The sequence below is a fragment of the Arenimonas sp. GDDSR-1 genome (assembly GCF_025980345.1).
In the GTDB taxonomy this organism is placed as follows: Bacteria; Pseudomonadota; Gammaproteobacteria; order Xanthomonadales; family Xanthomonadaceae; genus Arenimonas.
The window spans coordinates 1-21,257 of sequence record NZ_JAPDUI010000030.1; the positions used below are offsets into that span (position 1 = coordinate 1).

Here is a 21,257-nt window from a genome sequence, read left to right on the forward strand (position 1 = left end):
CGTGTGAATCAAAAATAAACAGATTACGCGTTAATGCAGCATGATCGTATCGGCAAAATGCCTATTGGGTCACGCTTGATAACGACTCCCCACGCCCCGAAATGCGAACGCATCTGTGGACTACATCACAGATTCTAGATTGCGATTATAGACAAAAGCAGAGGGCTTTGTAACTTTTTTATGAACTTTAACAATAAGTTACTTATAGCGTCATAATGTGACGCTATTGGGCAGTTTTACTTTTTATTGATGTTAATTTATAACATTCCCGTTTCAAGCTGGGCGGCTTCACTCATCATGTGGCGGCCCCATGGCGGGTCAAATACCAGATCAACGTCCGCCTCGACGATGGTGGGAACCCGCTCCACCTTGGTCCGGACATCGTCAACAAGGACATCCCCCATTCCGCAGGCCGGGGCGGTCAGGGTCATCTGGATGGCCGCCTTGCGCTGGCCATCGGGGAGCCGCTCGATCTGACAATCGTAAATCAGCCCCAATTCAACGACATTGATCGGTATTTCCGGGTCGAAACAGGTCCGAAGCTGCTGCCAGACCAGTTTTTCGACAGCTTCATCGTCTTCGGTATCAGCCAATTCCAGCGGTTTCGGGGCGGTTTTGCCGATGGCATCGGCATTTTCACCGGCAACACGGAACAGATTGCCCTCGACGAAGACCGTGAAGGACCCTCCGAGGGCTTGGGTGATGTAACCGACCGTACCCGCAGGCAGCGTAACCTGATCGCCCTGCGGAACCAGTACGACTTCGCAATCACGTTCGAATTTGATGGGCTCGCTGGTGCGTGAGTACGACACAATCATGTATCCAGGGGGTAAACTGGTGCTTAGTTTACTGGAATCCCTCCGATACCGTGTCAACAGCGCAGCAATCCCTGTTCAAACCATTGATCATCAGCCTGCTGGCCGCACTGGCCATGATGGCCGTCTGGTTCACGCTGTCGGCCGGTGCCGATGACGCCCTGTGCTGGTTTGCCCTGGTGGCCGCGTCGGATATCGCGCTACTGGAGCGCTGGCTGCGTTCGCGGGATCAGCGTAGCCCGGCTTGGATCGCACCGGCACTGACCCTTCTGTGCTGCATTGCCAGCCTTTGGCTGATTACCGCCCTGAACGTGAGTTATGCCACCGGCTTCGGGCTGCACGAAAGTGCGGGCGGCATGGGTTCGGGTCTGTTTCGCGCCTTGCTTGCAATGCGCCTGCAGCCGCTGGATTGGCTGCTTCTGGCGGCATCACCGCTGCTTGCGCTGGTTCTGGCGAATGCCGGAATCAGTGACCGCCGTCAATCGCCTTGATTTCAGCGACCAGCTCTGCCACTGCCTTGGCGCCGTCCCCATAGAGCATGCGGGTATTGTCGGCATAGAACAGGGCATTCTCGATTCCGGCAAAACCGGTGCCTTTGCCTCGCTTGATCACCACCGTATTCTTCGAATTCACCACATCCAGAATCGGCATGCCGAAAATCGGTGAAGCCGGGTCGGTCTTGGCCACCGGATTGACCACATCGTTGGCGCCGATGACCAGCGACACGTCGGTCACCGCGAACTCGGGATTGATGTCGTCCATGTCCGCGATCAGATCGTAGGGAACCCCGGCCTCGGCCAACAGCACATTCATATGACCCGGCATGCGGCCGGCGACCGGGTGGATGGCGAAGCGGACCTTGACCCCGCGTTTCTGCAGCAGCTGGGTCAGCTCCCAGACCTTGTGCTGGGCCTGCGCAACGGCCAGACCGTAGCCCGGCACAATGACCACACGCTCGGCATAGGCCATCATCGCGGCAACATCGGCGGCATCGATCGGTTTCTGCGCGCCACTGATTTCCGCCGCTTCACCCTGCTGGCCGAAACTACCGAACAACACGCTGGAAATGGAGCGGTTCATCGCCTTGGCCATCAACTGCGTGAGCATGGTGCCGGCGGCGCCGACCACCATGCCGGCGATGATCAGCGCCTCGATGCCGAGCACATAGCCTTCGAAAGCCACGGCCAGTCCGGTCAATGCGTTGTACAGTGAAATCACCACCGGCATGTCGGCACCGCCGATCGGCAGCGTCATCAGCAGTCCGACGGCAAGCGCCAGCACGAAAAAGCCGAGAATGACCGGCTGCTGCAACCAAAGCGCGGCCATCACGCCCAGGACCAGCGCACCGATGAAGACCAGCAGATTGAATGCCTGTTGGCCGGGAAAAGTGAATCGCTTGTCCATGCGTCCGTCGAGCTTCGCCCAGGCAATCAGGGATCCCGTCAGCGAAATGGAACCGATCAGGGAGCCGATGATGGCAAAAACGATGGCAGCCTTGGGTGCGCTCGCAGGCGCGGCCGAAAATTTCAATAGCTCGACAAGGCCGATGGCTGCGGCGGAGCCGCCGCCCATGCCGTTGTAAAGCGCGACCATCTGAGGCATGTCGGTCATCGCGACTTTCTTGCCGGACACCCATGCCGCAATGGTACCCAGAGCGAGAGCCGCGAGAATCAGCGGCAGATTATGCAGGGCCTGGCCGGAATCGTCCCGGTAGAAAAAACTGGCGACGGTCGCCAGCACCATGCCGGCACCGGCCCACTGGATCCCGCTCCGGGCACTGAGCGGGGACGCCATGCGCTTGATGCCGAGGATGAACAATACCGCCGCCGCCAGAAATGCAGTGCGGACCAGCAATGCGGAAATATCCATGTTCAGCCCTCCCTCGGTCCGGACGGTTTGAACATCTCGAGCATGCGTTCGGTCACCACATAGCCGCCGGCAGCGTTTCCGGCCCCGAGTACAACGGCGATGAAGCCGATCACCTTCTCGAGCGTGCTGTCGGCATGGCCAAGCACGACAATCGCGCCGACCAGAACGATGCCATGCACGAAATTGGAGCCGGACATCAATGGCGTATGCAGGATTACCGGTACCCGGCCGATGATTTCATAGCCGGTGAATGCCGCCAGAATGAATACATACAGATACAGGAAACCGTCCATCATCAAACTCCTTGTACCGGTTCGGCGCCGGCATGGGCGATGCAGGTCTTGGCGACCAGTTCATCATCGAATGGAATGCTGAGGGCGCCGTCTTCGCCGACCATCAGCGAGAGGAAATTCAGCAGATTGCGGGCGTACATCTCGCTGGCATGGACGGCGCCCATGCTGGCCAGATTGAGCGGGCCGGCAACCAGCACGCCATTGCAGTCTATTTCCCTGCCGGGCTCGGTCAGGCTGCAGTTGCCGCCGGTTTCGGCGGCCAGATCAACGATCACGCTGCCGCGCCGCATACCGGCCACCATGGCTTCGGTGATGATCTTGGGCGCCGGACGACCCGGCACGGCGGCGGTGGTCACAATGACATCGACCTGCTTGAGGTGCTCAGCCAGGCGCTCCTGCTGCAATGCGCGTTCTTCATCGGTAAGCGCACGGGCATAACCGCCTTCACCGGATGCGCTGACGCCGAGATCGAGGAATTTGCCGCCGAGCGATTCGATCTGTTCACGCGTCTCCGGACGGACATCGAAGCCTTCGACCTGTGCGCCGAGGCGGCGTGCCGTGGCAATGGCCTGCAGACCGGCGACACCGGCACCGACGATCAGGACTTTCGACGGACGGATGGTGCCCGCGGCCGTGGTCAGCATCGGGAAAAACCGGGGGGCCAGCTGCGCGGCGATCAACACCGCCTTGTAGCCGGCCATGCCGGCCTGCGAGCTGAGGATGTCCATGGCCTGCGCCCGGGTGGTGCGCGGCAGTTTCTCGAGCGCGAATGCCGAAATCCGGCGTTGCAGATAAAACGGCAGCGGCGAATCACTGCGGTGCGGTGCCAGCGCGCCGATGAGAATCGCGCCCGGTTTGAGGATATTCAGTGCTCCGGAATCCGGTGGCTGCACGCAGAGCAGCACATCGGCTTGGGCCAGCACCGAATCGCGATCGGCAACCAGGGCGTCGGCATAGTCCGAATCGGCAAAGCCGGCGGAAAGTCCAGCGCCGCTTTCGATGGCGATGCGTATGCCTTTGGCGGCCAACTTACGTGCGGTTTCCGGGGTCAGCGCGATGCGGCGCTCACCGGCGGCATGTTCTCGAATGATGGCGGCAATGGTCATGGCTGTGCCCTCCCCGGCACAGCCCTATCCTACTGGATTGGCCAACAGCCGTCAGCTGAAATCGGCTTTCAGGCGGTGCAGGACGCGATCGAGGGTCTGCTCGAAAACATTTTCTTCGGCATGAATGATCAGCTTGCCCTGTTTCTTCATCTGGGCCAGCTCTTCCACCGACACCACCAGCACGCGGACGCCGCGGCGGTTGACGAACATCAACCGCGAAGAAATCGGACTGATCCAGGCCAGTTTGATCGGCGAGAAACTGCCGTTGCTGCCCTCAAGCTGCAACCAACCGCCGATAGGCAGGCTGCGGAAGTACTCGACATCGCTCTCGTCGAATTCGATGGCGTTCTTGTCATAGGCCAGATGCAGGCCGAAAGCCGGTTTGGGTGCGGGCGCTTCAACAACAGGTGCCGGTTCCGCAACCGGAATGGCGGCGGAGGGTTGGTACTGGCAGACCTCATCGGTCATTTTCTGGATGAATGCCGAAGACGTATCGGCCATCACGCCCGAGCTGGACAGTACCGCCTCGATGGCGGTGCGGTGCCGATGCATCGGCTCCAGCCGTGCCGAAGGCGGCTGGGTGGCAAGCATGGCAAGGATGTCATCCGCCAATTGCAGGGCCAAGGCCCAGGACTGGCTTTCTTCGCCTTCACGCAGGGCGATCATCGACAGGTGATGGGTCCAGTAACGGCTGAAGAATTCAGAGATGGTACCCGGCAGGCCGCTGTTGACCGAACGATGCTGCAGCTCCCTTGCCGCCAGCATACGGGCATTTTCGAGACGTTCCTGTCCGCGCTGGGCTTCCTTGGCGCGCTTCTCGGCGAGCTCGATGCGGCGGCGGTGCTGGTCGAGGTACGACCGCATTTCCACCTCGAGCGTTTCGAAAATGGCGATGTCTTCATTGAAGCCGGCAACCAGCCGGTCGACGGTGACTTCGGCGCGGTTCAGCAGATCGCGTTCCTGCGCGCCGTCGCCCTGATTTCCTTCAACCGCTTCGGCGAGTGCATTCAGCAGCTTGCGGGCCGGATGGGCTTTGGTCAGGAACAGGCGGCGGTCGAGCACGGCGGCCTTGGCATACGGCACAATCAACCGCGACATCAGGCTTTTGGCTTCTTCCTGGAAATCACGCTCGGTCATCAAGACATCGAACAGCATGCCGACCAGATCGACCGCATCTTCGTCGTCCTGATTGATTTCGACGACATCCGGCGCCAATCCGATCTTGCGGGTATTGCCGAGCATGGCCGACTTCAGCATGGCCGACAACGACAGTTCGTTGTTGTTCAGCGCCAGCGCAACCGCCTCCGGCAGGATGCGCTGCATGGAAGACAGCAACGCGATGGTTTCGTTCTTCTGGAGCTTGCGGCGCGAGGACCCATTGGCAGGCGAACCGGCCATTGCCGGATCCTGGTAGTACCCGTGCTGCGGACGCCAGCTGTGCAGGTGGCTGCAAAGTTCACGGAACAGCGCCTGTTCGGTCGCACCCTCGCCGATATCCGGGGCGTCTTCGAAATGACGGTAATGCTGGGCGGTCGCGGCATTTTGCGGCGGCACGGCGGCACGCTCGGTATGCACCACGCGTTCGACGGCCGGCGCGGAACGGTCTGATCCGGCGCGGGTCGAGCGCAGCGACTGCAGGTGCGGAAGCACGCCGTACTGGACCATCGGCTCATTGCATTCGTCCAGCAGCTCGGGAAGCGCCGACAACAGCGCGGTCTCGAAATTGCGGAACAGCATGAAGCGGATCTTGGTCGGCAATTCAACGCCGCTCATGGCCTGCTTCAGAAATTCGGCCAATTGCTTTTCGGACAGCGGCGCATCTATTTTCTTGGCTGCCGGAAATCCGAAAATGGCGCACAGGCGCAGACAGGTGATGGTGATGCCGTCGCTGGCCGAGCGCACGACGGCCTCCGAAACCAGTTCACTGTTGACCACATCATCGATGTCTTCGATATCGACCAGCGCCAGATCCGCTGAATGCCCGCCTACTTTCGGTTTGCCGTGGAATCCAGCGAACGCCGCGTCGACGCTGCGCGAAAACTGGTGCTCGATGATCTGGCTGGCGGTACGGAACAGGCGCAGGTTTTCGATGTTGGGCGAACCGATGGTCGATTGATCCTGCTGGCAGATGTCGTAGAGGAAGGAATCGGTATTGGAAACGGCATTGGCGATGATGCGCACAAGCCGGCTCTTGGCAGCGGCATGGACACGTCCGTAAACCATCTCCGCATCGGGGGAGGCGATGGTCGGCATCGAAATTCCGGTTTCATCAATCACGTTTTTCTCCTGCTTTACTGATTGAAATCATAGCGGAACCTCGGTTAACGGTCTGTGACTCCTGTCACACTCGGCTGAACAATATAAGGACACCGATGGTAAACTGTTCAGAATGACTTCCACATTACCTCTAATTTCAAGAATTTCAACCCCCTGCAAGCATCTTGGCGATCCGGGGCCGGACCGGCAGCTGCTGCTGTCCTTGTTGGCCGAAGCCGTCCATGTGCCCGATCACGGGCGCCTGCGGCCCTGGCGGTTCATCCTGATCGAAGGTGAGGCACGGGCACGGATCGGCGAAACCCTGTTCCGGCGGGTTCAAGAGGCCGTTCCGCAGGCTTCTGCCACCCGGCTGGAAAAGGAGCAGACCCGGTTTTCATTCGCGCCCTGCATCGTGGCGGTGGTGCTCACGCCGGTCAAAGGGCATAAAGTCCCCGAAATCGAACAGCTGCTTTCGGGCGGCGCGCTGTGCATGAACTTGCTGCACGCCGCGCATCAGGCCGGTTTCGGCGCCCAATGGCTGACCGGCTTTGCCGCCTATGACCGCGAAGTCCTGGCCGCGGTCGGCGTTGCCGAGGAAGAAAACCTGCTCGGTTACATCCACATCGGCACCCGCAGGGAATCACCGCCCGAACGCGAGCGCCCCGATCCGGCCGAGCTGTTGACCGTGGCCGCCCCATGAGGCCGCTGTATCTGGTCGATTCCAGCATGTATGTGTTCCGCGCCTGGTTTTCGATGCCGCGCGAATTCTTCGACGTTGAACAGAATCCGACCAATGCCGTACAGGGATTCACCCGCTTCGTCTGCGAGCTGGTGGAACGCGAAAAGCCCGAACACATCATTTTTGCCTTCGATGAATCGCTCGACAGCAATTTCCGCAATGAACTGTACCCTGCCTACAAAGCCAACCGCGATCCGGCGCCCGAAGAACTGAAAAAGCAGTTCGACTACTGCAAACGCCTGTGCAGGGCACTGGGCTTCCAGGTCCTGGCCGACGGCTATTTCGAGGCCGATGACCTGATCGGCAGCGCCTTGACCCGGGCCCGCGCCGAAGGCCGCCCGAGTCTGATCCTTTCCGCCGACAAGGACCTTTCGCAACTGCTTGGCGAACACGATGTGCAGTGGGACTACGCCAAGAACGAACGCTGGCAGCTGGCCGGGGTCAAAGCCAAACATGGCGTGCATGCGCACCAGCTCGCGGATTACCTCGGACTGACCGGCGATGCGGTGGATAACATTCCCGGCGTGCCCGGCATCGGACCGAAGACCGCAGCCACCCTGCTCGGCCATTTCGGCACGCTCGATGCCTTGCTCGAGAAACTCGATGAAATCCCCTACCTTCGGCTGCGTTCGGCCGCGATGCATGCGGCCAAGCTGCGTGAACACCGGGAGATGGCGCTGCTCAGCCGCAAACTGGCCACCATCCGCTGCGACATTCCGCTGCCGGACGACGCCGTGCTCGGTGCCCGCCGGTCCAAGGACGAAGACGGCCTGATGGCCCTGATTGAACAGCTGCGGCTCGGCCCGCTGACGCGGCGGCGCCTGTTGTCCCTATAATGCCAAGATGAGCGGAAAAACAATCATCCATGAAGGCAAGTACCTGCGCTTCTGTGTCGAGAATCATTGGGAGTACGCCGAGCGCACCAATGCCGGCTCGGCGGTGATCATCATTGCCAAAACCCCTGAAGACAAGCTGCTGTTCGTCGAACAGTACCGCATTCCGATGGGCCGCAACACCATCGAAATGCCGGCCGGACTGGTCGGCGATCTGGACGCTTCCGATACCCTCGAACTGGCCGCAAAGCGCGAACTGCTGGAGGAAACCGGCTGGCAGGCCGATGCCGTGCAGGTGCTGATGATCGGGCCGACCTCGGCCGGCCTGAGCAACGAAATGATCGCCTTCGTACGCGCCACCGGCCTCACCCGCATCCATGCCGGCGGCGGCGACGACACCGAGAACATCACCGTGCATGAAGTGCCGGCAGCCGAAGCGGCCGCCTGGCTGACGCAGAAAATGGCCGAAGGCTATTCGATGGACCCGAAACTGTGGGCCGGTCTGTGGCTGCTCGATAAAAACCCGGACGGATCGCCGGCTTAACGGAACGAATCGGTTGCTTCCACCAGCGCCGCAGTATTCTCGGCCTCGAATGCCGCATGTCCGGATGCCGGCGAAATCACCAATTTAGCTTCCGGCCAGACCGCGTGCAGATCGATGGCGTTCTGCACCGGGCAGACCACATCATAGCGGCCGTGCACGATGACGCCGGGGATGTGACGGATGCGGTGGGCATCGCGCAGCAGCTGGTCATCGACTTCGAAAAAGCCCTTGTTGACGAAGTAATGGTTTTCGATGCGCGCGAAGCTGAGTGCGAAGTGCGGATCTTCGAAGGTATCGATCGATGCCGGTTCGGGAATCAGCGTACTGGTCGCCCCTTCCCACACCGACCAGGCCTTGGCTGCCGCCAGCCGCACGGTTTCATCCGGCGAGGTCAGGCGCCGGTGGTAGGCCGCGATGAAATCGCCGCGCTCGGCCTCGGGAATGAGGTCGCGGTAAGGTTGCCAGGCTTCCGGAAACAATCGGTGGGCGCCGCTCTGGTAAAACCACGCCAGTTCCCAGCGGCGGAGCATGAAGATGCCGCGCAACACCAGCTCGGTGACCTGCTCCGGATATTTCTGCGCATAAGCCAGTGCCAGCGTCGATCCCCAGCTGCCGCCGAACACCTGCCAACGCGCGATGCCCAGATGCCTGCGCAGTTTTTCGATATCGGCCACCAGATCCCAGGTGCTGTTGTCGGTTAGATCGGCGTGCGGAGTGGACCGCCCCGATCCGCGCTGGTCGAACAGGATGATGCGGTAGGCGGACGGGTCATGGAAGCGGCGCATGTTGGCGTTGCAGCCGGCACCGGGGCCGCCATGCAGGAACACCGCCGGTTTGCCGTCCGGATTGCCGCATTCTTCGTAATACAGGGTATGCCGGTCGTCGACGGCCAAAGACCCGGTCCGGTAGGGTTCGATCGGCGGATACAGTGTGCGCATGACGGTCTCGTGACGGATTTCGCCCCAGTTTAGCGCAAAGAGGCTTGCACTTCCCGAAACTTGCGCTATGCTCAAGGCATGGATTCGCCCACGCCAAATCTGGCACTAGTGGGCGCTGGGATGATCAGCCCCCCGGCAGGGCAACTACCCCCCAACGATTCCCGAATACCGCGCGTCCTGTCCCTCGACGCCCATGGTCATATCCTGAACTGGATGCATTGGCAGGATGCCGTCTGTCTGTATGTGCGCGGCGCGGTGTCCTGGACCTTGGGCGAACCGTGCATGACCGTGCATGGCGGCCGCAACCGGCTGACCGGTGAACAGAGCATCGTGGAACTGCACCCCATCGTCGCGGCACGCGGCCATGCCAATTTCCGCAGCCATCTGCCCTCGCCGGCGCTGACCAATCCCGCCCTGTTCGCCCGCGACAAGCAGCTTTGCCTGTACTGCGGCAAGGAATTTTCCAAACACATCCTGACCCGCGACCATGTCCATCCGATTTCGCAGGGCGGACGCGACACCTGGGAAAACGTGGTCAGCTCCTGCTTCCGCTGCAACTCCAAAAAAGGCGGACGCACCCCGCAGCAGGCCAACATGCCGCTGTTGGCGATTCCCTACCGTCCGAGCTGGGTCGAGCATTTGATACTGTCCAACCGCAACATTCTGGCCGATCAAATGGCTTTCCTGAAACAGCATCTGCCCAAACATCCGCGCGGCGAGACCTTCGCCATTCAATGAGTTAGGTGCGCAAGGGATCGACAAGCCTTGCCGTCAAGGGCCAAGTGCAAGACAATAACGCACTGACTTCGAGCCGAGACGATGGACCGCGACCGCTACCCGCTGCTTTCCCAGCTGCCCACTCCCGATCATCTGCGCAAGCTGCCGGAAAGCGATCTGCCGGCTGTGGCTGATGAATTGCGTGCCTACCTGATCGAAACCGTCAGCCAAGTCGGCGGGCATTTCGGGGCCGGTCTCGGCGTGGTCGAACTGACCGTGGCGCTGCATTACCTGTATGAAACCCCCGACGACAAGCTGGTCTGGGATGTCGGCCATCAATGCTATCCGCATAAAATCCTGACCGGCCGCGCCGGAACCATCCACACCGTCAAGAAAAAAGACGGCGTGGCCCCGTTTCCGCGCCGCGAAGAAAGCCCTTACGATACTTTCGGCGTCGGACACTCCTCCACCTCCATCTCCGCCGCGCTCGGCATGGCCGTGGCGGCGCAGCGCGCCGGCGACAGCCGCCGCTTCGTGGCCGTGATCGGTGACGGCGCGATGACCGCCGGAATGGCCTTCGAAGCCCTCAATCACGCCGGCGGCATGGATCCCGAACCGGATGTGCTGGTCATCCTCAACGACAACCAGATGTCGATTTCCGAAAACGTCGGCGGCATGACCAAAATGCTGGGCAAGATGATGGCCAGCCGGACCTTGAATGCGGTACGCGAGGGCGGCAAAAAAATCCTCGGCGACAAGAACAAGCCGGCCGCGAAATTCGTCCGGCGCTGGGAAGAACACTGGAAAGGCATGTTCGTGCCCTCCACCCTGTTCGAGGAAATGGGCTTCCACTACAACGGACCGATTGACGGCCATGATCTGCCGGCGCTGCTGAACGCGCTGAAGACCTGCAGGGAACTGAAAGGGCCGCAATTGCTGCATGTGCTGACCACCAAGGGCAAAGGCTACAATCCGGCCGAAGGCGACCAGATCGAATATCACGCGGTTTCACCCTTCGATCCCAGCATCGGCATTCAGAAGAAGGCGCCGGGGCAACCGACCTACACTTCGGTATTCGGCGACTGGCTGTGCGACATGGCCGCTGCCGATCCGAAGCTGATGGGCATTACGCCTGCGATGCGCGAAGGCTCCGGATTGGTGCGTTTCTCCCAGGAATTCCCGCTGCGCTATTTCGATACCGCCATTGCCGAACAGCATGCGGTGACCTTTGCTGCCGGCCTGGCCTGCGAAGGCGCGAAACCGGTAGTGGCGATCTATTCAAGTTTCCTGCAGCGCGCATATGACCAGCTGATCCATGACGTGGCGCTGCAGAATCTGGATGTACTGTTTGCGATCGACCGCGCCGGTCTGGTCGGTCCGGATGGCGCCACCCACGCCGGCAGTTTCGACCTCAGCTTCCTGCGCTGCATCCCGAACATGGTCATCATGGCGCCCTCCGATGAACGCGAGTGCCGGATGATGCTCAGCACCGGATTCCATTATCCGGGGCCGGCCGCCGTGCGCTATCCGCGTGGATCCGGTACCGGCATTGCCGCCGGCAGCGATCTGCAAACCCTGCCCGTCGGCAAAGCGCATACCGTGCGCCGCGGCAAGACACTGGCGATACTTTCCTTCGGCAGCGTACTGCCGGCTGCGGCAAAGATTGCCGAAACCCTCGATGCAACACTGATCGACATGCGTTTCGTCAAACCCTTGGATGAAACCCTGTTGCGCGAACTGGCGGCAAGCCATCCGCGCTTCGTCACCGTCGAGGACAACGCCGTCATGGGCGGCGCCGGCAGTGCAGTCAGTGAATTCTTCCGGCATGAAGGGATTGTTGCCGATCTGCTTCAGCTGGGCCTTCCGGACCGCTATCAGGAACACGCCAGCCGCGAACAGTTGCTGGCCGAGGCCGGCATCGACAGCAACGGCATCCTGAACGCCATTACCGCGCGCTGGCCTTAAACCATTCGCCCCAGAGTGACGCGATCGCGTCCTTCCAGATCGGGTTCGGTCATTATTTCGGTGAATCCGCCCGCTTCCAACAGCCCCCGGACCGATGCGCCCTGATTCCAGCCGTGCTCCAGCAGAAGCCAAGCACCCGGCAGCAGGTGCCGTGGCGCGTCACCAACGATGATGCGGATGTCGTCCAGACCGTCGGCACCGGCAGCCAGTGCCGAACGCGGCTCGAAGCGCAGATCACCCTGACCCAGATGCGTGTCGCCATCTGCGATGTAAGGCGGATTGCTGACGATGATGTCGAACCGGCGGCTGCCGAGGCTGCTGAACCAATCGCCGTGTTCGAAAATCACATTGCCGAGGTGCAGGCGCCGGCCATTGGCTGCCGCAACGGCGAGCGCTGCCGGCGAAATGTCGATCGCTGTGACCTGACTCAGTGGCCGTTCGCTGGCGATCGCCAAAGCCACGGCGCCGGAGCCGGTTCCCAGATCAAGAACCGCCGCCGGTCTGCCGGGATGCACAAATGCCAAGGCCAGCTCGACCAGACGTTCAGTTTCAGGACGCGGAATCAGGGTGTCGGCGGTGACCTGCAGATCCAGCGACCAGAACCCGCGCTGTCCGGTCAAATAGGCCACCGGCTCACCACCCTCGCGCCGTTTCAGCAAGGCCCGGAACGCCGCCAGCTGTTCCGGCGCAAGCAGGTCATCGGCATGGGCGTAGAGCCAGGCGCGTGGCTTGGCCAGCACGTGCGCCAGCAGAAACTCGGCATCGATGCGGTCCAGGCCCGAAGTCCCGGTACCTGTGGTCTCACGAAGGGCGGCGGCAAGGGTAATCATGCCTTTAGCTTAACGCAACGCGCCGTCTTGGCGCGATTATTGATATAAGAGGTCAATGGAATTTATAATAAATATCGGAAATTCTGATTAATCGAGGAACCATGAATCTGCGTGACCTGCGTTATTTCGTGGCACTTGCAGACACCCGGCACTTCGGCCGCGCTGCGGAAGTCTGTTTTGTCAGTCAGCCGACGCTGTCCACCCAGCTCAGGAAACTGGAAGATGAGCTCGGCGTGAGCCTGTTCGAACGTGCTCCGCGCAACATCCTGCTCACCCCGGCAGGCGAACAGATTCTCAAGCACGCACGGCAGGCGCTGGCGCAAGTCGGCCTGATGCACGAAGTCGCCAAGCATATCCGGGATCCGGAGGCCGCCTCGGTCCGTCTTGGCATCTTCCCGACACTGGCGCCGTATCTGCTGCCGCATGTAGTGCCCAACATCCGCAAGCGTTTTCCCAATCTGGAACTGCTTCTGGTCGAAGAGAAAACCGAGGCGCTCATCCAGCAGCTGCGCAGCGGCATGATCGATGCCGCCATTCTGGCCGAGCCGGTGCCGGACGAGCATTTCGAGAGCATGCATCTGTTCACCGAGCCGTTCGTTCTGGCACTGCCTGAAAATCATCCGCTCACCCGGCAACGCACCCTCGGCATGGGCGAACTGGAACAGCAGCACCTGCTGTTGCTGGAAGATGGCCACTGCCTGCGCGACCAGGCCTTGGAGGTATGTACGCTGTCCGGCGCCGCCGAGAAGGAGGGTTTCCGCGCCACCAGCCTGGAAACCCTGCGCCAGATGGTGGCTGCCGGAGTCGGCATCACGCTGCTGCCCATGCTTGCGGTACAGCCGCCGGTTCCGGAATCCCCGCACATCCGGCTGATGCCGTTCCGCGATCCGGCACCGACACGGCGGATCGCCCTTTACTGGCGCAAAAGTTCCGTTCGAGCCGGATTCCTCGGCGACCTCGGACAACAGATCACCCGGTTGCCGAAGTCCCTGTTCGCCTTGAAGCCGCGTAAACCGGCCTGATCCGCAGCGGCGGGGCACGCGGGGGCTCCGAACAGGGTAAAATGTCCGCTTTCGCCTTCCGATAGCGGACATGAACGCCCCAGACCCGAATTCCCCGCCCGAAAAAAACGACTTCATCCGCCAGATCATCCGCGACGATCTGGCCACGGGCAAACACCAGCGGATCCGGACCCGCTTTCCGCCGGAACCCAACGGTTATCTGCATATCGGGCATGCCAAGAGCATCTGTCTGAACTTCGGCATCGGACGGGAATTCGACGGCCTGGTGAATCTGCGTTTCGATGACACCAATCCTTCGAAAGAAGATCTTGAATTCGTGGCCTCGATCCAGGAAGACGTGCGCTGGCTCGGGTTCGAATGGAATGAGCTTCGTCATGCTTCGGACTATTTCGAAGTGTTCTACCGCAGCGCGTTGAAACTGATCGATGACGGCAAAGCCTATGTCTGCGATCTCAACGCCGACGAAGTACGCGAATACCGCGGCACCCTGACCCAACCCGGCCGCAACTCGCCCTACCGCGATCGCAGCATCAGCGAAAACCGGAATCTGTTCGAACGCATGCGCGCCGGCGAGTTCGCCGACGGTTCGCGCACACTGCGCGCGAAAATCGACATGGCCAGCGGCAATATCAACATGCGCGATCCGGCGCTTTACCGCATCCGCAAGATCCCGCACCAGAACACCGGCGATGCCTGGCCGATCTATCCGATGTACGACTATGCACACTGCATCTCGGACGCGCTGGAAGGCATCACCCATTCCCTGTGCACGCTGGAATTCGAAGACCATCGCCCGCTGTACGACTGGTGCGTGGACAACATCGACCTTCCCAATCATCCGCAGCTCTGGCAACCGCTGGTCGATGCCGGTTTCGACACCCCGGTAGCCAAACCCCGCCAGATCGAGTTCTCGCGCCTGAACATCAATTACACGGTGATGAGCAAACGCAAGCTGCTGGCCCTGGTCAACGACGGATTGGTCTCGGGCTGGGATGATCCGCGCATGCCGACATTGTCCGGTCTGCGCCGGCGAGGGACCCCGGCGGCCGCCCTTCGCCTGTTCGCCGACCGCATCGGCATCAGCAAGCAGAATTCGGTCATCGATTTCTCGGTGCTGGAAAACTGCGTGCGAGAAACCCTCGACGAAAGCGCCGAACGACGCATGGCCGTGATCCATCCGATCAAACTGGTCATCACCAATCTGCCGGCGGATCATGTCGAAATGCTGTCGATGGCCAATCATCCGAAAAACGAGGATTGCGGCAAGCGGCAGGTTCCGTTCTCCAACGAACTCTGGATCGACGCCGAAGACTTCATGGAGACGCCGGTTCCCGGCTACCACCGCCTGACCCGCGGCGCCGATGTGCGCCTGCGCGGCGTCGGCATCGTGACCTGCGATGAGGTCGTCAGCGCCGGCGGTACGGTCAGCGAGCTGCGTTGCCGTCTCGATCTGGAGTCGCGCCCGGGCATGGAAGGCTCCAAGCGCAAAGTGAAGGGCACCATCCATTGGGTCTGCGCCAAACACGCCGTTGCTGCCGAATTCCGCCTGTTCGATCGTCTGTTCACGGTCGAGAATCCCGACAGCGACGAGGGCGGCAGCTATCAGGATTTCCTGAATCCGGATTCGGCACAGGTGGCGCACGGTTTCGTGGAACCGGCAGCCGCCGCGGCGGTTGCCGAACAGAGCTTCCAGTTCGAGCGCCAGGGCTATTTCGTCGCCGACCGCCATGAGCATCATTCCGAGCAACCGGTATTCAACCGCAGCGTGACCCTGCGTGACACCTGGGCCGTGAAATAGTCCGTGCTGCATGATCATGTCCATCTGATGCTGCCGGCATGGATCGCTGATGACATCGAGCCCGATGCCGTTTATCCGGATGACCTGACCAAAATGGCCTTGGCCATCCGGCTGTCGGCGCGCAACGTGCGCGAAGCCAGCGGCGGGCCGTTCGGTGCGGCACTGTTCACCGAATCCGGACGCCTTCTGGGCGTCGGCGTCAACCGGGTCGTCAGCCAGAGCTGTTCGCTGGCGCATGCCGAGATGATGGCCTTTGCCACAGCGCAACAGAGTCTGAGTCAATTCCGTCTGAATCAAACCGGCGAAAAGATCGTGCTCGCCACCTCCTCCCAGCCCTGTGCCATGTGCTATGGCGCCTCGTTCTGGGCCGGCATCGATGCCGTCCTGATCGGCGCCCGCGCCGATGACGTGCAGTCCCTGGCCGGTTTTGATGAAGGTCCGCTGCCGGCCGACTGGCTCGGCGAATGGCAAAAGCGCGGCATCGCCGTGCACCGCGACATTCTGCGTGAAGAAGCCTGCGCCGTGTTGAAGACTTATGGGGAATCCGGCCTTGTCTACTGAAGGCTTGCTGGCCTATTGCCGGCCCGGCTTCGAGCCGGATCTGGCCGCGGAGCTCACGCACCATGCCGGTGCACTCGGGCTTCCGGTCTACGCCAAAACCGAACGCGGCAGCGCCTATGTGATGCTGCTTGGCGCACCCCGCGAAACCTTGACGCAGGCCATCCGTCTTGAACAACTCATTTTTGCCCGTCAGAAATACGCACTGATCGACGAACTGAACGATCTCGACATCACCGATCGCATCAGCCCGGTCATCGATGCCCTGGGGGGCAAGGGCCGCTATGGCGACCTGTCGATGGAAACCCCCGACTCCGATGGCGCGCGGCCTTTGGCCGGACTGGCGAAGTCTTTCGGCAATGCCCTGCGGCCGGCGTTGCGCAAGCGCGGCCTGTTGACCGACAAACCGAATCCGAAACTGCCGCAGCTGCATGTGATTTTCCTGAGCAACCGGCATGTGCTTCTGGCCAGCTCCACCGAAGACGACCGCTCGCCCTGGCCGATGGGCATTCCGCGCCTGAAGCAGGATTCGCGGGCACCGAGCCGATCGGCGATGAAACTGGATGAAGCCATTCTGTGCCTGATGACTCCGGCGGAACGGCTGAATCTGATTGCCGCCGGCATGAAAGCCGCCGATCTGGGCGCGGCGCCGGGCGGCTGGAGCTGGGTTCTGGCCAAGCACCAGTTGCAGGTCAGCGCCATCGACAACGGCCCGATGAATCCCGATGCCTTGGCCACCGGCCTGATTGAACACATCCGCGCCGACGGCTTCCATTGGCAGCCGCAGCGGCCGATCGACTGGATGGTCTGCGACATGGTGGAAACCCCGAGCAAGGTCGCCAAACGCATGGCCCAGTGGTTCGCCAACGGCTGGTGCCGCAACGCCATCTTCAACCTCAAGCTGCCGATGAAGAAACGCTGGGAGGAAACCGCGCTGTGCCTGGATCTTTTCCAGAGCCAATGCGGCCGCCCGGTGCTGATCCGGGCCCGGCAGCTGTATCATGACCGCGAAGAAATCACCGTATTCGCGCACGCCCTCAAATAACGGTATGACCATGAGCATCGACATCGACACCCAACGCACCGAACACTCCCGCATCGCCGAGATCGACTGGAACCATCTGCCGTTCGGACGCATCTACAGCGACCACATGATGGTGATGGACTACCGCGGCGGCGCCTGGCAGAAACCGGCCATCGTGCCTTTCGGTCCGGTCAGTCTGCACCCGGGAAACGCGACCCTGCATTACGGGCAGAGCATCTTCGAGGGCATGAAAGCCATCCGCGGCCATGACGGGCGAATCACCCTGTTCCGGCCGGAGCTGAATGCCCGCCGCTTCAATGAATCCTGCCAACGCCTGTGCATGCCGGGCATTCCCGAAGACACCTTCATCGCGCTGGTCAAGGCGCATGCCCGCTTCGAGCGCGACTGGGTGCCGGCCAACGACAATGCCGCGCTGTACCTGCGCCCGTTCATCTTCGCCACGGATGAGGCGCTCGGCGTAAGGCCCTCGGAAACCTACAAGTTCATGATCCTGTCCTGCCCGGCCGGGGCCTACTATGCCGAACCGCTGTCGGTGAAGATCGAGGAACGCTACACGCGCGCGGCCGAAGGCGGCGTTGGCCGGGCCAAGACCGCCGGCAATTACGCCGCATCGCTGCTGCCGACCAAACTCGCGAACGATGAAGGCTTCCAGCAACTGATCTGGACCGACGGCAAGGAACACCGTTACATCGAGGAATCCGGCACCATGAACGTGGTGTTCGTCATCGACGGCACCATCATCACGCCCTCGGAAGACTCCGACACCATCCTGCGCAGCGTGGTCAAACGCTCGGTGGTCGATCTGGCCAAACACTGGGGCATTCCGGTGCAGGAACGCCGCATTTCCGTGGAAGAAGTGATTGCCGCCATCCGCGAAGGCCGGCTGGAGGATGCCTTCGGCGCCGGTACGGCGGCTACCATCGCACCGATCGCACGCATCGGCTTCCGCGGCGAGGTTTTCGATCTTCCGCCGGTAGCCGACCGGGTGGTTTCAAAACGCATCAAGACTTATCTGGACGCCATCAAACACGGCGACATCCCCGATGCGCTGAACTGGTGCGTCGAAATCTGAGGCTCAGGCTGACCTTGGTTCTTCGTAAGGTCTGCCGCCGGGAATCAGCGCTGAATGCGCGCGGCGCGAGCGGAACAGCGGATAGAACAGCTGCACCCACCAGGATTCACGGCCGAACAGCTGATCGTCACGCAGTCCGACTTCGGCCGGATACTGCTGGGTAATGTGCGCAGTACCGAACAGCACATCCCAGAAGAACAGCAGGTTGCCGAAATTGCCTTTGTAATAGCCGATGCCGTCATTGTCATACATCGCGTGATGGGCATAATGCGTGCTTGGCGTCGAGACCGTACGCTGCACCAGCCACATCAGCGGTCTCAGGGCTCTGATCCGGTATAGCGGGGCATCCCACTTGACGGCTGAATGCGCGCCGGTGATTACCGCCAGCTTGACCACGATGTAGACCAGATAGACCTCGGCGAATCCGAGGAAAATCAGAACGCCGGAAATCCACAGTCCGGGCATGCACAGATAGTAGAAGAAATTATTCCGGTAGATGATGCGTGCGCTCATGTACTGCGGCGAATGGTGCGCCCGGTGCAGCGGCCAGAGCAGCGGTGAATGCGAAATCCGGTGCCACCAGTACTGGGTCATGTCATCGCCGACCAGCAGCATCGCGGCCATGGCGTACCAGGGCAGCGTGGCCAGGGCGTTGCGGTAGCCGGGAAAGGCATAGTCGCCCAGGGATCCGACTACGAAGAAGATGAACGGCTGGGTCAGTCCGGCAAGCAGCACCATGCTGAGCAGATCGATGACCTTATCGCCCTTGCCGGTCTTGAAGGTTTTCACCCGGCCGAGCAGGTATTCCAGCAGGACAAAACCCACCAGAAGGGAGATCAGCAGCAGATTCTGGATATTGCTCATCGCCGGTCCTGAAAAAGGGATTCCCGCGATTAAAGCCGATAGCCGGGGCCAATGCAAGCCCATGCATTGACCCGATGACCGGCATCCGATGTAATGGCAATACCTTTCTCCGGAATCCGGCCATGAACAGCTTGCGCAAATTCATCATCAACACCTTGACCGGCGGCCTGTTCTTCTTGCTGCCCATTGCCGTCGTGCTGATCATTCTTAAAAAAGTCCACGAAGTAATGATGCTGATTCTCAAACCGGTGACGACACGCCTGCCGGACGACATGATGGGATTCGATGGGCATCAGGTCATGGCGTTTTTGGTGCTGGTGGTCATCTGTTTCATGTCCGGACTTTTGTTTCGCTCAACAAGGCTCAGGGGGTTCATCGAGAAACTGGAAGATGATTTTCTATCGATGATTCCGGGCTACACCTTAATCACCAGCATGGTGGCCGACAAACTCAACTACAAGGACGGCAGTGCGTTCAATCCGGTGCTGGTGCCCCAAGACGAAGCTCTTGCGTTCGGATTCCTGGTCGAGGAAGCGGACGGTCTGTGTACGGTTTTTGTGCCCGACGCACCCGACTTCAAATCCGGCAGTATCCAGATTTTCACCACCGGTCTGGTCGAGCGTCTGGATGTCTCGCCGACCGAAGTCAGCCGCAGCCTGAAACGACTCGGAAGGGATAGTTTGGCCCTTCTGGCAAAAGGCAGGAAAGCAAGCTAAAGCCCTGCCGCGTAACGCGCCATTGCGTTTTTCAAAGGGATGATGCGATCACCGATTCCCAGCGCATGGCCGCGCAGCAGGGACAGCGCCATATTGTCGTTCGAAAACACGCGGTTGATGTTTTCAAACGCCATGGCCGCGACGGTGTTTTCCGAATAGCGTGTCCGCGCCCAGCGCGCAAGTTGGGGAGCATCCAGGGCATCGCCGGTTTTCAGGCGGGCTACCGTGAAGGCCTCACGCAGCGCCGAGACATCCCGAAGGCCCAGATTGACGCCCTGCCCGGCCAGCGGATGCACGGCATGCGCCGCATCGCCGAGCAATAACGTGCGCCCCTGGATCATGGTTTTGGCCAGCCTGCGGCGCAGAGGAAATGCAGCCCGATCCGAAACCAGGCGGGTCTTTCCGAGCGTGCCGGCGAAAGCCGAGTCCAGCGCATGGCAGAAGGCCTCCGGACCGGTTTGCAGCAGCCTGTCGGCTTCGGTATTGGGCAGGCTCCAGACAATGGAACAGCAGTGATTGCCGAAGGGCAGGAACGCCAATGGGCCGGTGTCCAGAAAGCGCTGCCAGGCCGTATTCTGATGATCAAGCTCGGTGCTTACGAAAGCCACCACGCCCTTCTGGCCATAATCCCGTTCATCGACGCCGATGCCGAGCAGGTCGCGCACGCGGGAGGCGGCACCATCGGCACCGATGGCAAGCCGAGCACTCCATTCGACGCCGCTTTGCAAGCCGATGCGGACTTCCGATTCGGTTTCATCCAGGCTGACGATTTTATCGGGGCAGTGCAGATGGATATTGGGCTCGCGAACCACCGCCTGCCAGAGTACGTCAACCAGGACATCGTTTTCCAGGATGTGTCCCAGATGCGGCCGGCCCAGCTCACCGGCATCAAAGCGCAGCGGCCTGGAATGGACCGCATCGAATACCGTCATTGCGCCATAGGGATAGGCCCGGCGGGCAAGCACTTCCGGCCAAAGCCCGAAGGACTCGATCAGCGTCTGGTTATCCAGTGCCAAGGCTACCACCCGCAGATCGGGACTTTCCTGCCGCCAGGGTTTCGGTAGATGCGCTTCCACCAAGGCCACCTGCAGGCCCTGCCGGGCCGCCATCAGGGCGGCGCTCAGGCCAACCATGCCGCCGCCGATGACCACGACATCCAAGGGTTTCACAGGACCTCCTCGAAACGGCTGGAACCCCGGTAGCCCATGGCGCCGGAAACCAGGCCGGCAGCAGCCTTCGGTGCCGAACCGAGCGTGGCGAGCGCCAATGATCGCAGC

21 protein-coding genes are annotated in these 21,257 nt (G+C 61.0%); 12 read left to right on the forward strand and 9 right to left on the reverse strand.

Going from position 1 to position 21,257, the window contains the following annotated elements; all coding sequences use genetic code 11:
* Positions 1 to 257: 257 nt before the first annotated feature.
* Complete coding sequence (sufT, locus tag Q0W88_RS06490) at positions 258 to 818, reverse strand: putative Fe-S cluster assembly protein SufT (RefSeq protein WP_297801306.1); 561 nt, start codon at positions 816 to 818, stop codon at positions 258 to 260.
* A 50-nt stretch (positions 819 to 868) separates the two neighbouring features.
* Here sufT and Q0W88_RS06495 point away from each other — a divergent pair, with 50 nt between their 5' ends.
* Positions 869 to 1,306, forward strand: coding sequence for a hypothetical protein (locus tag Q0W88_RS06495; protein ID WP_297801308.1), 438 nt, complete (start codon positions 869 to 871; stop codon positions 1,304 to 1,306).
* On the opposite strand, the gene Q0W88_RS06500 is transcribed toward Q0W88_RS06495, so the two are convergent.
* From Q0W88_RS06500 to Q0W88_RS06515, 4 genes are read right to left on the reverse strand one after another with little or no spacing between them, the layout of a single operon-like run.
* Complete coding sequence (locus tag Q0W88_RS06500; protein ID WP_297801310.1) at positions 1,281 to 2,684, reverse strand: NAD(P)(+) transhydrogenase (Re/Si-specific) subunit beta; 1,404 nt, start codon at positions 2,682 to 2,684, stop codon at positions 1,281 to 1,283. The two genes, Q0W88_RS06495 and Q0W88_RS06500, sit on opposite strands and share 26 nt — an antisense overlap.
* Before the next feature lie 2 nt (positions 2,685 to 2,686).
* Complete coding sequence (locus Q0W88_RS06505) at positions 2,687 to 2,980, reverse strand: NAD(P) transhydrogenase subunit alpha (protein ID WP_297801312.1); 294 nt, start codon at positions 2,978 to 2,980, stop codon at positions 2,687 to 2,689.
* Positions 2,980 to 4,083, reverse strand: a complete 1,104-nt coding sequence (locus Q0W88_RS06510) for an NAD(P) transhydrogenase subunit alpha (RefSeq protein ID WP_297801314.1) — start codon at positions 4,081 to 4,083, stop codon at positions 2,980 to 2,982. The genes Q0W88_RS06505 and Q0W88_RS06510 overlap by 1 nt, the downstream gene beginning before the upstream one ends.
* Positions 4,084 to 4,134: 51 nt before the next feature.
* The gene (locus Q0W88_RS06515) at positions 4,135 to 6,360 is read right to left on the reverse strand and encodes a DUF1631 family protein (protein ID WP_297801317.1); all 2,226 of its coding nucleotides are present in this window, start codon (positions 6,358 to 6,360) and stop codon (positions 4,135 to 4,137) included.
* Positions 6,361 to 6,472: 112 nt separating this feature from the next.
* Here Q0W88_RS06515 and Q0W88_RS06520 point away from each other — a divergent pair, with 112 nt between their 5' ends.
* Genes Q0W88_RS06520 through Q0W88_RS06530 form a run of 3 tightly spaced genes read left to right on the forward strand, consistent with a single transcriptional unit; the run spans position 6,473 to position 8,455 of the window.
* Positions 6,473 to 7,039: a nitroreductase gene (locus Q0W88_RS06520; RefSeq protein WP_297801319.1), complete on the forward strand. Its 567-nt coding sequence runs from the start codon at positions 6,473 to 6,475 to the stop codon at positions 7,037 to 7,039.
* On the forward strand, positions 7,036 to 7,914 hold the full coding sequence (locus Q0W88_RS06525) for a 5'-3' exonuclease H3TH domain-containing protein (protein WP_297801322.1): 879 nt from the start codon (positions 7,036 to 7,038) through the stop codon (positions 7,912 to 7,914). The genes Q0W88_RS06520 and Q0W88_RS06525 overlap by 4 nt, the downstream gene beginning before the upstream one ends.
* A gap of 7 nt (positions 7,915 to 7,921) precedes the next feature.
* Positions 7,922 to 8,455: an NUDIX hydrolase gene (locus Q0W88_RS06530; protein WP_297801324.1), complete on the forward strand. Its 534-nt coding sequence runs from the start codon at positions 7,922 to 7,924 to the stop codon at positions 8,453 to 8,455.
* On the opposite strand, the gene pip is transcribed toward Q0W88_RS06530, so the two are convergent.
* On the reverse strand, positions 8,452 to 9,393 hold the full coding sequence (gene pip / locus Q0W88_RS06535) for a prolyl aminopeptidase (protein WP_297801325.1): 942 nt from the start codon (positions 9,391 to 9,393) through the stop codon (positions 8,452 to 8,454). The two genes, Q0W88_RS06530 and pip, sit on opposite strands and share 4 nt — an antisense overlap.
* A 120-nt stretch (positions 9,394 to 9,513) precedes the next feature.
* Between pip and Q0W88_RS06540 the strand changes: the two genes are divergently transcribed.
* Entirely contained in the window at positions 9,514 to 10,131 is a 618-nt protein-coding gene (locus Q0W88_RS06540; protein WP_297801327.1) for an HNH endonuclease, read from the forward strand.
* A gap of 81 nt (positions 10,132 to 10,212) precedes the next feature.
* Positions 10,213 to 12,075, forward strand: coding sequence for a 1-deoxy-D-xylulose-5-phosphate synthase (dxs, locus tag Q0W88_RS06545; protein WP_297801329.1), 1,863 nt, complete (start codon positions 10,213 to 10,215; stop codon positions 12,073 to 12,075).
* Here the strand turns inward: dxs and prmC are convergent.
* The gene (prmC, locus tag Q0W88_RS06550) at positions 12,072 to 12,905 is read right to left on the reverse strand and encodes a peptide chain release factor N(5)-glutamine methyltransferase (RefSeq protein ID WP_297801332.1); all 834 of its coding nucleotides are present in this window, start codon (positions 12,903 to 12,905) and stop codon (positions 12,072 to 12,074) included. The two genes, dxs and prmC, sit on opposite strands and share 4 nt — an antisense overlap.
* A gap of 101 nt (positions 12,906 to 13,006) precedes the next feature.
* Between prmC and Q0W88_RS06555 the strand changes: the two genes are divergently transcribed.
* From Q0W88_RS06555 to Q0W88_RS06575, 5 genes are all read left to right on the forward strand, one after another.
* Entirely contained in the window at positions 13,007 to 13,927 is a 921-nt protein-coding gene (locus tag Q0W88_RS06555) for a LysR substrate-binding domain-containing protein (protein WP_297801335.1), read from the forward strand.
* 70 nt (positions 13,928 to 13,997) lie between these two features.
* Positions 13,998 to 15,725, forward strand: a complete 1,728-nt coding sequence (locus Q0W88_RS06560) for a glutamine--tRNA ligase/YqeY domain fusion protein (protein WP_297801337.1) — start codon at positions 13,998 to 14,000, stop codon at positions 15,723 to 15,725.
* A gap of 3 nt (positions 15,726 to 15,728) precedes the next feature.
* Positions 15,729 to 16,286 (forward strand): nucleoside deaminase, encoded by a 558-nt coding sequence (locus Q0W88_RS06565; RefSeq protein ID WP_297801339.1) that lies wholly within the window; start codon positions 15,729 to 15,731, stop codon positions 16,284 to 16,286.
* Complete coding sequence (gene rlmM / locus Q0W88_RS06570) at positions 16,276 to 17,328, forward strand: 23S rRNA (cytidine(2498)-2'-O)-methyltransferase RlmM (RefSeq protein ID WP_297801340.1); 1,053 nt, start codon at positions 16,276 to 16,278, stop codon at positions 17,326 to 17,328. The genes Q0W88_RS06565 and rlmM overlap by 11 nt, the downstream gene beginning before the upstream one ends.
* Positions 17,329 to 17,338: 10 nt before the next feature.
* Entirely contained in the window at positions 17,339 to 18,400 is a 1,062-nt protein-coding gene (locus tag Q0W88_RS06575) for a branched-chain amino acid aminotransferase (RefSeq protein WP_297801342.1), read from the forward strand.
* 3 nt (positions 18,401 to 18,403) lie between these two features.
* Here the strand turns inward: Q0W88_RS06575 and Q0W88_RS06580 are convergent, their stop codons facing one another.
* Entirely contained in the window at positions 18,404 to 19,264 is an 861-nt protein-coding gene (locus tag Q0W88_RS06580; RefSeq protein WP_297801344.1) for a sterol desaturase family protein, read from the reverse strand.
* 122 nt (positions 19,265 to 19,386) lie between these two features.
* On the opposite strand from Q0W88_RS06580, the gene Q0W88_RS06585 reads away from it, so the two are divergent.
* Complete coding sequence (locus Q0W88_RS06585) at positions 19,387 to 19,980, forward strand: hypothetical protein (RefSeq protein ID WP_297801347.1); 594 nt, start codon at positions 19,387 to 19,389, stop codon at positions 19,978 to 19,980.
* Here the strand turns inward: Q0W88_RS06585 and Q0W88_RS06590 are convergent.
* Positions 19,977 to 21,149, reverse strand: a complete 1,173-nt coding sequence (locus Q0W88_RS06590; protein WP_297801349.1) for an FAD-dependent oxidoreductase — start codon at positions 21,147 to 21,149, stop codon at positions 19,977 to 19,979. The two genes, Q0W88_RS06585 and Q0W88_RS06590, sit on opposite strands and share 4 nt — an antisense overlap.
* Positions 21,150 to 21,257: the final 108 nt, after the last annotated feature.